General features: G+C 40.6%; 10 protein-coding genes. 1 reads left to right on the top strand and 9 read right to left on the bottom strand.

All coding sequences use genetic code 11. The features are described 5' to 3' along the window. Positions 1–901 precede the first annotated feature (901 nt). The 3 genes from LU279_RS02805 to LU279_RS02795 form a co-directional block, all read right to left on the bottom strand. Positions 902–1,984 (bottom strand): substrate-binding domain-containing protein, encoded by a 1,083-nt coding sequence (locus tag LU279_RS02805; RefSeq protein WP_274420883.1) that lies wholly within the window; start codon positions 1,982–1,984, stop codon positions 902–904. Positions 1,985–2,139: 155 nt separating this feature from the next. Next, positions 2,140–2,856, bottom strand: a complete 717-nt coding sequence (locus tag LU279_RS02800; RefSeq protein ID WP_274420881.1) for an RluA family pseudouridine synthase — start codon at positions 2,854–2,856, stop codon at positions 2,140–2,142. A 1,523-nt stretch (positions 2,857–4,379) separates the two neighbouring features. After that, a complete protein-coding gene (locus LU279_RS02795) occupies positions 4,380–6,638 on the bottom strand; it encodes a hydratase (RefSeq protein WP_274420879.1) in 2,259 nt (752 codons plus the stop codon). Positions 6,639–6,810: 172 nt separating this feature from the next. Between LU279_RS02795 and LU279_RS02790 the strand changes: the two genes are divergently transcribed. After that, the gene (locus LU279_RS02790) at positions 6,811–7,077 is read left to right on the top strand and encodes a hypothetical protein (RefSeq protein ID WP_274420877.1); all 267 of its coding nucleotides are present in this window, start codon (positions 6,811–6,813) and stop codon (positions 7,075–7,077) included. Here LU279_RS02790 and LU279_RS02785 read toward each other — a convergent pair whose 3' ends face one another. From LU279_RS02785 to LU279_RS02760, 6 genes are all read right to left on the bottom strand, one after another. Beyond that, on the bottom strand, positions 7,078–7,947 hold the full coding sequence (locus tag LU279_RS02785) for a hypothetical protein (protein ID WP_274420874.1): 870 nt from the start codon (positions 7,945–7,947) through the stop codon (positions 7,078–7,080). A gap of 26 nt (positions 7,948–7,973) precedes the next feature. Beyond that, positions 7,974–9,044: an acyltransferase gene (locus tag LU279_RS02780; protein WP_274420872.1), complete on the bottom strand. Its 1,071-nt coding sequence runs from the start codon at positions 9,042–9,044 to the stop codon at positions 7,974–7,976. Position 9,045: 1 nt separating this feature from the next. Then, the gene (locus tag LU279_RS02775; protein ID WP_274420871.1) at positions 9,046–10,008 is read right to left on the bottom strand and encodes an NAD(P)-dependent oxidoreductase; all 963 of its coding nucleotides are present in this window, start codon (positions 10,006–10,008) and stop codon (positions 9,046–9,048) included. Between the two features lie 6 nt (positions 10,009–10,014). After that, positions 10,015–11,361 carry a glucose-6-phosphate isomerase gene (locus LU279_RS02770; RefSeq protein WP_138271561.1) on the bottom strand — a complete coding sequence of 449 codons (1,347 nt, stop codon included), beginning with the start codon at positions 11,359–11,361 and terminating at the stop codon, positions 10,015–10,017. A 200-nt stretch (positions 11,362–11,561) separates the two neighbouring features. Continuing rightward, a complete protein-coding gene (locus tag LU279_RS02765) occupies positions 11,562–12,182 on the bottom strand; it encodes a hypothetical protein (RefSeq protein ID WP_274420865.1) in 621 nt (206 codons plus the stop codon). A gap of 132 nt (positions 12,183–12,314) precedes the next feature. Then, positions 12,315–13,685, bottom strand: coding sequence for a UDP-N-acetylmuramoyl-tripeptide--D-alanyl-D-alanine ligase (locus LU279_RS02760; protein ID WP_274420863.1), 1,371 nt, complete (start codon positions 13,683–13,685; stop codon positions 12,315–12,317). Positions 13,686–13,719: the final 34 nt, after the last annotated feature.

The following is a 13,719-nucleotide window of genomic DNA, read 5'->3' as shown; positions in this document are numbered from 1 at the left end:
AATTATAAACTTTTTAATTTTTTAATTGTTTTTGATTTTAGTATGATATTATATTTTCTCTTATATGCCCTGTATATACAAATTTTAAGCCTCATTTATGTTGGTAATATTCATATATAAATCTTAATATTTTTATGCTCGGACATCACAAATTCTATTTATGAACAAGTCTATATTTACAGTATACAAATTCCAAAAACACAAAGCTCTTTTTATTTGTTAATAAGTAATACTCATTGTCACCCCGTCATTCTTTTGCATTTGCACATTATAAATATCTTTCATATCCGATTCTATTTTTTCACATTTACAATATGCAAATTTAAAAAGCACAAAATTATTTTCTACTTTGTTAATAAGCAATACTCATTGTCACCCCGTCATTCTTTTACACTCGCACATTGTAAATGTCTTTCATATCTGATTCTATTTTTTCACGTTTACAATGTGCAAATTTAAAAAGCACAAAATTCCTTTTTATTTGTTAATAAGCAATACTCATTGTCACCCCGTCATTCTTTTACACTCGCACATTGTAAATGTCTTTCATATCCGATTCTATTTTTTCACATTTACAATATACAAATTTAAAAAGCACAAAATTATTTTCTACTTTGTTAATAAAGCAATACACCTGGCAGTTCCGATTATTCCTTTATATTCGCATGTTACAGACTTCATTGTACACAATACAATATCAACTCATGTATATCTATCTTTAAATTCACTTTTATGGATTATCCAACATAACAAAAAAGCAGCCACTACAGCTGCCTTTCTGTATACAAAAGCGGTTAGAAATAATTCTTCAACAAATGTTGGAGGAAAAAATCATGCACTCTGAAGTTTTATTTACGCAAAACAGCCCGCTATATTCCTTAATATACACGGGCTGTTCTTATTATTTCTTATAAAGATAATTGCTGTATTCGGGATTCTCCAGATTTGTGGTGTCTATCCACGCCGGTTCCAGAAAAACAGTTCCCTCTGCCACTCTGTTTTCCGGATCTGTTACCTTAGCAGCTGCCAGTATGGTCTGATATCCCATTTCATAGGGATCCTGGGACACAATTCCGTATTCCCGGCCGTCCTTCACTGCCTGCTGCTGCTTTGTGGTAGCATCCACGCCGATCATTACCGGGAGTTCTTCCTCTGTCTGTTCCAGAGAAAGATATAATTCTGACACATCCGCATTTGTGCAGTATACTCCTGCTGTATCCGGATTCTCCGCCAGAGCCTCCTGCATGGCAACACTCATATCCTCTACCTGGTCTGCATAAATTTCCTGTACAACTTCCATATCTGTATATTCTGCAATGGCATTTTTAAATCCGCTGACACGTTTCTGACTGCTTTCTGTCTTTTCCTGGGCGGAAAAAATCAGAATACTGCCTTTTTCATTCAACGCTTCTGCCATCTTTTCTCCGGAAATTTCTCCCACACGCTCGTTATCTGTTCCATAAAATCCTGTTACAAGCTCATTCTCACTGATATTCGAATCAAAAATAATTACCGGAATATCATTTTCTGTGGCTGTTTCCAACTGAGCCTGGCAGGAATTCATATCACTAGCAGAAAAACAGAGAACGGAAGGATTTTCTGCAATAACCGCGTCAAGGGTATTTACCTGCTCTTCCACGTTCAGCTCATTATCCGGTCCTTCAAAAGTCATTTTAATCTGGTCATCTGACTTAAAGCCATAAGCGGTATTAAGATCTTTTACTGCATCTTCCATACCTTTATGTACCATGTCCCAGAATTCACCGCTGACGCTTTTACTTACTACTGCAATTCTGCTTCCGGCCAAAACCGGCGCTGATGTATCAATACGGGAACTGTTGTCCTCTGTCTCGCTTTTTTCTGTCTCATCTTCTGTCCGCACATCCGCGATCACGTTTTCCTCAAAAACATCACATTTAGCAAAAATCCCTGCCGCCAGAACTGTACCTGTCACAAGGGCTGCCGCAACAGTTGTTTTTTTCATTGCTTTTCTCCTCTTCTGCTACATCTGTATGTGCTTCCAACTATTTTACGTTTCGATACATCACCTTATCATATTTTACATTTTACGTCCATACTTTTCATAGTTTTTTCACGATTTTGGGTAAAGTTTTACACTTTTCCAGAAGGCATCGTTTTTTACAAACACTCAGGCAGGCAAAAGCCCTCAAATGCCTGCCCCTGAGGTGTTACATAAAAATCCATTTTCTTTCCTGTTTCCGGATGCAGAAAGCTCAGACAGCAGGAACACAGTCCCAGAGGCAGTCCCGAACTGTCTTTTGGATTATATTTTCTATCTCCGATCAGAGGCATATCCGCCTGTGACATTTGTACTCTGATCTGATGATGGCGGCCGGTTTCAAGCTGGATTTTTACCAGACTTCGGTATCCGGATACTGTCCGGTCATCAGAAATCTCTTCCAGAAGTTTATAGGACAAAATCGCTTTTTTAGCCCCCGGAGTCTTTTTTTCTACTGCAAAAGACATATTTTTTCTTCCATCTCTGCATAAATAATCTGTAAGTTTCTTTTCTTTTTCCATAACTTTTCTGTCTGTCACGGCCAGATAAATCTTACCTATTCCACCTGTTGTCATCTGTCTGTTGATATCCGCTGCGGCGGCAGATGTTTTTGCAAAAACAATCACTCCTTCTACCGGCTGATCCAGTCTGTGCAGAACTCCAAGCCACGGAATCGTTTTCCCTCCTGACTTTGATGCCAGATAGTTTTTCAAAGCACTTTCCATATCCATGCTTCCCATTCTTGCATTCTGAACTGCAAGCCCTGCCGGTTTGTGACATACCAGGATCTGGCTGTCCTCATAAAGAATATTTTCCTGTATATTTCCTCGCCACATAAAAAAACTCTCCTTTTTACTTCTGTGGAGAGTATACTCTAAAAGACTGTTTCTGGCAAGAACGACGGTCATCACTTTTTACTTCAATTTCAAAAATGATGACCGTCTTACCATTCTTCGTTATTCAATTTTTATTATCCTCTTTTTAAAGAATTATCTTGTGTCTAATTGGTTTTTATAAATATTTACCTTATTCAGTTTTTCCGTTCCGCATATATTTCTGTATATGTGATTCTTTCTCTGATTTCCTGCTCGTAAACATTATGATTATTTATCATTTTGTTTATTTAGAAAGTTGATAGATTTTGAAATTATAACTTACGGATTATAATTTCTGAAATTACAGCATCCTTTGTGAGAAAATACTCTTCTGATGCAAAGCTTCAATTCATATAAGTCATTTTACAATATCATTATATGGATTTCAAAATATCTTTCCTGTCTGTTTACAAACTTTCCAAAAACTCTTCTTTCCGGCAAAGTTCTAAGACCGGCAGTTATACCTCTTCAGTAAATATTTCTTTACATATTTCCGAAGTTCTCTGTATCAGGTTTGTGACAGTTATTCAATACGAAAAATCGTTTCTATATACCTGAAGTACGTTTTCCTTATTCATATCACTTTAGGAATTTTATCAAATATGATATCTCAATCAGTTATTCCGGTATCTGTCGCTGGAATTTTGTTTTCTGAAAAATATCCTTGCGATTCGTATCTTCCGGATCCGTTCATTCAGATTACTTACTGAATAAATTTCACCTCATGGATTTCCATCCCGCGGATTTTTTGACTTAAAACTTAATTCTCCGGATCAGATCACAAATTATAATATCAGGTGATCATCCCTTTTATGTGACTGCTATGGATTTACTTTTCGATTCTTATGTACCAGGTCTTTCTTGCAGGAAACACGATTCCTGTCACTGTTTCGTATTGATAAATAAGTAAGCTACTTTCCCAATGGAACCACCTTTGCCCTTCTCTTGATTTCATCCTTTTCACGTAACATTTATATATGCTATGAATTGAATGATTTTCTCTTTTGTGCTTTGATTGCTTTTTCTTTTGATGAGTATATAATAGCACCGGCCCTCATATTTGTCAATACATTTTTCGATTTTATTTTCATTTTTTCTACTTATTTTTACTATAATTTGTTTTAAAACAATTATCTTTTTATATTTTTTATAAATTTCAGATAATTTAAAAAGATACTATATCAATATAAAACTGTAAATGAACGTCTTATGCCTGTTTTTCTGTCCTCTTTTATTCTTCTCTCCGCGAATCATAAAAGACCTAAAACACTTCTGTTATCATCTTTATTCCGCCAGAGCAGACATATGCATGACAGATTCAAAACTATGCGCTTCTCGCAAAGTATTTTTACCGGAAAGATTCATACAGAATGTACTGCTGCCCCGGTAAATAAGAACAGCCAAAAACGGATATGAGCTGCCTTCCTGAATCTGATATTTGAAGACAGCTCAGTATTTATCCATTCCCGGCTGTTATAAATCACTTATTTTCTGTTGTAATTGATCAGGCAGCCTTTCAGTATGATTTCTCTCTCATCATCTGTAAGCTCTCCAAGAGTTACCTTAAATTCTCTCAGACCTTCCGATTTTACTACATAGCCGGAGATATTTTCCGCTTTTTCAGCCACTGCCTTACGGACATCCGGAAACAGAAGGTAATCTCCATTCTCAAACGGAAGATCTCCGTCCTGAATCAGAAATGGCAGCATTCCCCAGTTGATCAGGTTGGAACGATATCTTTTTGTTGCATACTCATTGGCAATATTAGCCCAGCCTCCAAGTACCTTCTGGCAGGATGCCGCCTGCTCTCTGGCAGAACCGTCTCCTGGTTTTACTGCAAAAATCGTGCTTCCAATACCCAGATTTCCCTCACCGATCTCCGGGAACTGTTTCTGAATAGTTTCCATTACCTGCTGCAGTTCCGGAACTGCCTCCAGAGGGCATTTACCTTCCTGGATCGCCTTCTGAGCTTTCTGGATCTCCTTGGCGCGGCCTACATATTCAGGATCCTTTCTGGATAACGTAAACTCAGCCAGTCCAAGAGGATTGGAACGATAAGAAGAGGTTTCTCCTGACGGAATCAGCTCATCTGTTGTGGTAACCGGATCATGAATTTCGGAAACCACTTTCAGCACAAGATTCTCTGCCAGTTCCGGCATTTCCGGCCAGTCCTTGATGTTTGGTCCAAACTGAATCTCCACATCCGGATCAGCTACACCCTTACTGTCAAAAATACGGTTTTCATAAATTGTTTTGTCAAAGAAATACTTCTGACCTGTATAAGTTCCGGTAAAGCTTTCTGCTGAGGTCAGGAAGCCTTTGTTCGCTGCTGTAGCCGCAATAGATCTTGCATCCATAAGCGCAACAGAAGATATCTGTCCGTTCTGGATCTTTGAGCCTTCCCGGTTAGGGAAATTTCTTGTTGTGTGGCGAATGCTGAACGCATTATTTGCCGGTGTGTCTCCTGCGCCAAAGCACGGTCCGCAGAATGCTGTTTTCACAACTGCACCTGTTGCCATAAGATCTGCCAGCACGCCATTTTTTGCAAGTTCCATATAAATCGGCGTACTTGCAGGATATACGCTGAGCGTAAAAGCATCTGCACCAATACTGGTTCCTCTGAGAATATCCGCTGCTGCACAGATATTTTCAAATCCGCCTCCGGCGCATCCTGCAATGATTCCCTGGTCTACATAAAGCTTACCGTCAACCACTTTATCTCTTAAAGTAAACGGCACTTTACCATCCAGACTTACCTGAGCCTTTTTCTCAACATCGCTTAAAATATCGTCAAGATTTTCATTCAGCTCATCAATCGTATATGTATTGCTTGGATGGAACGGCATAGCGATCATCGGTTTGATCTCGCTGAGATCCACCTCCACGCATCCGTCATAATAAGCCACATTGCCCGGCTGAAGTTTTTTATAGTCTTCTTTTCTTCCATGAATTTCATAAAATTCTTCAATGGTATCGTCTGTCTGCCAGATAGAGGAAAGACAGGTTGTTTCTGTAGTCATAACATCAATACCGATTCGGAAATCTGCGCTGAGGCCTGACACTCCCGGACCGACAAATTCCATGACCTTATTTTTTACATAACCGTTTGCAAAAACTTTTCCTATAATTGCCAGAGCAACGTCCTGAGGACCAACTCCCGGCCGTGGCTCGCCTTTCAGGTAAATGGCAACAACGCCCGGCATATTGATATCATAAGTCTGAGAAAGAAGCTGCTTTACCAGCTCTCCGCCGCCCTCTCCCATTGCCATGGTTCCAAGGGCTCCATATCGGGTATGACTGTCAGAGCCAAGGATCATTTTTCCGCCTCCGGCCAGCATTTCACGGGCATACTGATGAATAACAGCCTGATGAGGAGGCACATATACACCGCCGTATTTTTTCGCGCAGGTAAGTCCGAACATATGGTCATCTTCATTGATCGTTCCGCCTACTGCACACAGAGAGTTATGGCAGTTTGTGAGTACATACGGTACCGGGAATTTTTCCAGACCGGATGCTCTGGCTGTCTGAATGATTCCTACAAAGGTAATATCATGAGATGTCAGTTTATCGAATTTAATCTGCAGTTTTTTCATATTTCCGGAAGTATTATGGGCTTCCAAAATTCCATATGCCATCGTATTTTTTGCAGCCTCTTCCCTGGATACAGGCTGAGTCATGCTGTTTTCTTCTACGATGTCATGACCGTTTACAAGATAAACACCGCCTTCGTACAATTTCATAATAGCTCCTCCATTCATAAAATATGGTCTGTATAATTATTTCATTATAGTGCATTTTCAGAAAATCCGCAATGAATTTTCTTTACTTATATACGGATAATCGGTATACTGGGAACGTAGTAAGCAGTAATGTATATACCAGAAAGAGCGTCTTATAGACAGGAGGAATTTTATGTTTCGTTTATGGGGAAAATTATGGAAAAGTAATCGTTTGATAAAGGATACCGTAGTATGTAATGATTCAGATGACACCAGAACACACAAAATCTTCCGGGGTCTGGAAGAAATCTGCTATGAATTTGACCTGGAAAATCCCATCTGGCTTGACAGTACCGTTACGGACTTTAAACGTCATTCCAAAACGAGATTTTACCAGGACAGTTTTATAGAACAAATAGAATTCGATTACCTGGAAATTCAGGTTATCGAAGAAGACTGATCATTTTAATTTTTTGTTGGTAATGGACAGATAATCTCTGTCCTTTGCTTTTTTACGCGGAACAAAAAGAGAGATCACTCTGCGCTTTCCACGTTCTCTTGCATAAAAGAAACCGATCACTGAGAATACCACAGCTCCGATAAAATTAACAAAAAGGTCCTTGATGGTATCATAAAGCCCTATATCCAGATATCCTCCAAGTCCCAGTGCCTGCTGTGTTCCATCTCCATGAACCAGTATCACATCCGCAATTTCCCGGACTGCAACGGAATGATTGGCTTTTGCCGGATCCAGCATTACACTGCTGATCATATTTACAATGGTATCTTTCTGCATATCAAAGTTCAGGAAGCGATCTACTCCAAACTCAAAGAATTCCCACATTACGCCTACAGTCATGGAAAAACAGAATGCCACCAGCGCCAGGAAAAACGGAGACAGATCAAAAGTCAGTTTCTCATTGTCATTTAATAATAAGACCAGGGAAAATCCCACAGCCGCACACAAAAATCCATTCAATGTATGAAGAATGGTATCCCATCCGGGAATTACAATATAAAAAGCATTAATCTCTCCCAGAATCTCCGCCGCAAATATAAAACACAGAATGGAAATTTCCAGTCCTATCGGGATTTCTATCCTCAGTTTTACCTGAAGCCAGCTTGGAATATACAGAAGAAGCAGCGTCAGTACACTGAGGAAAAAGCTCTCATAATTGTGAAGAAAAATCTGGCGGACCATGCAGCCAATAACCAGGATCCTCAGTACAGAAAACACAATAAATGTACTTCTGTGCTCTTTTAATTCCATATTAATGGCCTGTCGCAGCGCCTTCATACGATTCTTTCTCTTTTGTCTTTTATCTTTCATATCAAGTCGTCTCCTAATGGCATTTTTTACATCAGCCACCTTTTTACAAAAGGAATCTTTCTAAATAAAGATACGGCAATCCAACTTACTGCAAAAATCAGGAATATAACAATGGGAATAGCAATGGCCGTATTGCACATCATCATACTGTCTATACCGTTTCTGTAAAAAAGATCCCGCACCAGCGCATGGATCAGATAGATTCCAAAGGTGCAGCCTCCCATATTGCAGATAAATTTTTCTTGCTTTTCACTCCATTTAATTTTTGAAATATAATTTTTAAAGAAAAGAAAAATTGCCACACTCCAAAAGAATACAGCAACTGTGAAATTGTCATAAAATGCCTGTATCGGCTTTCCTGCTTCTATTGATCTCTGCTGACTAAGCCAGATACCTGCAAAAATAAACCCGATTCCCAGAATATAAATCATTTTTTCCATTTTCTTCGGTACACCATATTCATACAGATAATGCCCCAGAACATAATATCCTACATAGCTTGTAATCAGCTCCGGATGCACAGTATTAAGCAAATTCTGGATATGAGGTTTCCACGGAAGATCAAAGCAACTTATGGTATAAGTCAGGATCTGAAATACCAGAAACAAAGCAATCATATATTCGCTCCACTGCTTTCCTCTGGAACTGTTTACTATTTCCCACAACAGCGGAGTAAGAATCAGAAGTCCGATCAACATGGGAAGATACCACAGATGAAACCAGGGTTCACTGATATAAACCAGAAGCTTCTTTATAAATTCTGGGCTTCCGGGCGATGGGCTTCCCTGGATCAGTATTCTGTATACTGCATAAAAAATCTGCCAGAAAAAATAGGCTGCTGCCACTGAAAGAATATTTTTTGTCCATAAACGCTTTATATCCCAGTTTCTTTTTCTGTCAAGATACAGACTTCCGCTGATCATAATAAATCCTGCTACTGCAAACCGATTAATGCCATGAAAAAAATTCGATACTTTCCAGGTGAATGTATCTATGGGAATATCCCTGAAATGCTGAGAACCTGCATGAATACCAATCACTGCGATACAAGCTGCTATACGCAGCAGTTCAATCCATGTAATTCGTTTTTTTTCCATATCAATAAACCCTGTTTCTGTCCTCTCCGGCCAGAAATGCTTCTATATTTTTTACCACCTCATCTCTGCACCGGAATCTCGTTTCCACAGGCGCCCATGCCATATGAGGTGTGATCAGAAGCTTTTTGCTGTCCTGAATCTTAATGAGAGGGTTATCTTCTGCCATAGGCTCCTGTTTCAATACGTCAAGCCCTGCTCCTGCGATCATATTTTGTGTAAGAGCAGTATAAAGATCCTCCTGATTTACAATAGGACCTCTTGCCACATTAATAAGGACCGATGTAGGTTTCATTTTTTTCAGTGCCTGAAGATCAATAAGGTTTTCTGTCTGACTGTTTAACGGCGCGTGGATTGAAAGAATATCAGATTCCTTTAATATTGTGTCGAAATCTACCTGTTTTCTGTTGGAGGGAAGCTGATATTTTCTGCCGGATGCAGAATAGCAGATCACTTTGCAGCCAAAAGCTTCCGCAATACCGGCAACTTTTTGTCCAATGGCTCCCATTCCGATGATTCCCCATGTTTTCCCACTGAGTTCATAAAAACGCTGAGAAAAATATGAGAAACTACGATTTTTCATATAAGCGCCTGATTTTACATAGTCGTCATAAAAGCTCAGCTTTTCCCACAGGTAAAAAAGCATGGCAAACGTGTGCTGGGCAACCGCATCTGTGGAATAACCGGCTACATTACAGGCATGAATGCCGCGTTTTTTCAGATATTCTCCATCCAGATTATTGATTCCTGTTGCTGTCAGACAAACCAGTTTCAGATTTTTTGCGTCTTTGAGAGTTTCCTCACACATGGGAAGCTTGTTCGCCACAATAATATCCGCATCCTTTACCCGTTCAGGCATCTCCTTCTCTGAAGTGGATGGATAAATTGTAACTTCCCCAAGATGAAGAAAAGGGGTGAAGACCATGTCCTCACCCAGATTTTCTCCCTCAAGAAAAATAATTTTCATAAAGTATCAGAGTCTTTTAAGGAGCTCTTCTCTTTCTTTTTCATAGCCCGGCTTGCCAAGAAGAGCGAACATATTCTTCTTATAGCTTTCAACTCCCGGCTGGTTAAACGGATTTACTCCAAGAAGATATCCGCTGACGCCACATGCAAACTCAAAGAAATAGAATAACTGTCCCAGATAGAACTCGTTCTGCTCCGGAATATCAACTCTCAGGTTCGGAACCTGTCCGTCTGTATGAGCAAGGATTGTTCCGTTCATTGCGCTTTTATTAACAAAGTCGACCGTTTTTCCTGCCAGATAGTTCAGTCCATCCAGATCCACTGCTTCTTCTCCGAGAACAAGCTCTGCGCTGGATTTTTCTACATTCATAACTGTCTCAAACAGGATACGGTTTCCATCCTGGATAAACTGACCCATAGAATGAAGGTCTGTTGTCAGATCTACTGCTGCCGGGAAAATACCTTTCTGATCTTTTCCTTCACTCTCTCCGTAAAGCTGTTTCCACCACTCATTGATATAGTGAAGGCTTGGTTCGTAATTTGCCAGAACCTCTACAGTTTTTCCCTTGCGAAGAAGAATGTTACGGATTGCAGCATATTTCAGCGCGTCATTATCCTCAAAGGCATTGTTAAGCGCGATCTCCCGTCCGGAAGCAGCTCCTTCCATCAGCTTATCAATGTCAGCTCCGCTTACTGCGATCGGAAGAAGTCCTACGGCTGTAAGTACAGAATATCGTCCTCCTACATCATCCGGAACAACAAACTCTTCATATCCTTCTTCATCTGCAACCTTCTTCAGGGCTCCGCGAGCCTTGTCTGTTGTTGCATAGATTCTCTTTGCAGCGCCCTCTTTTCCGTATTTCTTTTCAAGGATTTCCTTAAATACGCGGAAAGCAATGGCAGGCTCTGTGGTAGTACCGGATTTAGAAATCATGTTAATAGAGAAATCTCTGTCTCCCACTACGTCAATAAGCCCCTGGATATAGCTGCTGCTGATACTGTTTCCAACATAGTAGATCTCCGGTGTTTTGCGGATTTCTCTGGAAACATTATTATAAAAACCATGTCTCAGAAACTCAATTGCTGCTCTGGCTCCAAGATAGGAACCTCCGATACCGATTACAAGAAGTACCTCAGAATCCTCCTGGATCTTCTTAGCTGCTGCTTTGATACGGGCAAATTCTTCTTTATCATAATCAACCGGAAGGTCGATCCAGCCAAGGAAATCATTTCCTGCACCTGTTTTTTCTGTCAGGGTTTTTGCCGCTGCCTCAGCCAGTGGCTTCATCGCCTCAACTTCATGATCTGCGATAAAGCAGCCTGCTTTTGAATAATCAAATGTTACTTTGCTCATGGCTCTCACTCCTTTTATTATTTTCAATCCGGATTTCTTTTTCAGAAACGGATCGGGATATCTGAAAATTTTTCAGCACCACTTCCTGATGCTGTCCACGCTAAGTATAACAAAAACTTGTCTTTTCTACAAGAAGGAGATACCAACAAAGTATAAAAACCAACGCCATAGAAACAACATCATCTGGTTTCTGAACTATATCAGTTCATAAATTCTCTGATGATCTCCCTCATAATTTCCTCTTCTTCCGGGCTCAGCATTTTACTGAAATGACTTCCCGTAGCTGCCGTCTGCCGGATACTTGCAGTGATCTTTTCTACCATTTCCTCCTGAAATACAGGATCCTGTTTCTCGCACACTGCTGTTTCTGACATTCTCCCTGATGCAGAAATTTCTTCCTTCTTTGCCCGGGCCTGCAGAATATAATCTGCCAGAGAATTCATAACAAGATCTTCTCTGTAAGTAAAATCAAGAGCCTGTCTTAAAAGAAGCAATATCACAGGCACTGCTGTTCCAATATAAAGATACTGCAGAGAAAGGCCGTTCTTAAGCTCCAGTCTGGTAGCAAAAAAAAGAGCCAGTCCCAGACACGCCACTGACAGAAGCGACGGTCCCCACACAAGAAGATTCATCCTGTTAAGAAGCCTGTCCCTGGTTTTCCAGAGATTCAGCCATTTTTCCTTCAGGTTCATCACTGCTTTTGTTTTTCGCATGGCTCTTCTGTAGGTAAGGTGTACGGCCAGCATTCCCACTGCTCCCAGCGCTCCCAGCGCAGTCATGGTGTAAAGCAGAAGGTGCAGATCCATAATTCGTTCCAGCATGATTCCCTCCTTGATTTTCATATTCCGGCCGGTCATGTAATGAAACATCTCACCGACCGGCTTATGCCTTTCATTTTACACCCTGAAAGTCAAAGAGGGAACAAAAATCGTTCGTCAAATTCTCCCCGGTTTCTACAATTTTTCCAACGCCTGAACCACATCCTCAAATTTCATGAAATGGGACGCTTTTACCAGAACCGTATCTCCCGGCTGTATGTAATCGCTTAAATGTTCCAGAAGTTCCTCACGGGTTCTGATATGGCAGATATCAAAATCAGGATCTGTTTTCTTTGCCGCCTCTGCCATATGTGTGGAAAGCTCTCCTACACAGATACATTTGTCGATTCCGCAGGATGCCGCATGAACTCCCACTTCCTGATGAAGCTGGATCTCATTTTCTCCAAGCTCTCCCATATCTCCCAGAATGGCAACTTTCCGTCCGGATCCGTCTTTCAGAACATCCAGGGAAGCTTTCATGGACATTGGATTTGCATTATAACAGTCGTCTACGATCAGAAGCTTATCTGTCTCGATCATGTGGAAACGGCCGCTGACAGGCTCCAGACTTTCAATTCCTCTTCTGATCTCCTCTGTTGTCAGTCCGTAAATTTTTCCGATTGCAGCTGCTGCAAGGGCATTGTATACCATATGGATCCCCGGCATTGGAACAAGTACGGAAAAGCTCTGATCTCCCATATGGATCCTGCAGGACATACCTTTCAGTCCCAGACTTTTAATCTCGTCTGCATATACATCGTACTTTTGGTTTAATCCAAAAAATACCGGACGGATTCCACGATATTCTTTTACTGTGGCAAGCTTGTCATCATCACCGTTGAGAATGATATTTCCGTTGGGTTTCAGAGAGGCAAAAATTTCTGTTTTTGCCTTCAGGACTCCATCTCTGTCACCAAGATTTTCCAGATGACAGGTTCCGATATTTGTAATGACACAGGTTTCCGGTTTTGCAATTTTTGCAAGCCTGGTCATTTCGCCAAAATCACTGATCCCCATCTCCAGAACTGCAATTTCATCCTCATCTCTCAGACGGAACACAGTGAGAGGAAGACCAAGCTCGTTATTAAAATTACCCTGAGTTTTTAATGTTCTGTACTTTTCTTTCAGAACAGAGGCAATGACTTCTTTGGTACTTGTTTTTCCCACACTTCCGGTAATTCCCACAACAGGGATCTGAAGCTGCTCCAGGTAAAACTCTGCAATATCCTTTACTGCCTGAAGCGAAGATTCTATCTGGATACAGGCGTAATCAGTCCCTTCCGGCTCTTTTTCGGAAAGAGTTGCAAGACACCCCTTTTCCATTACGTCCGGAATAAATTTATGAGCATCCACCCGCTCTCCCACAATGGGAACAAAAAGAGCGCCTGCTTCAGCTTTTCTGCTGTCCGTGATAACAGAAACCACTTCACGGTCCAGAAGTTCTTCCGGTCCATGATAAGTACCGCCGCATACCTTTGTTATATTTCTTAATGTAAGATTTTTCATAATATCTGTTCCTTACCTTCCGGATAAAATGTTT

Origin of the sequence: Blautia sp. XA-2221, from assembly GCF_028767025.1 — a bacterium.
GTDB lineage: Bacteria > Bacillota > Clostridia > Lachnospirales > Lachnospiraceae > Blautia_A.
This window is presented reverse-complemented; position numbering and strand designations above follow the sequence as displayed.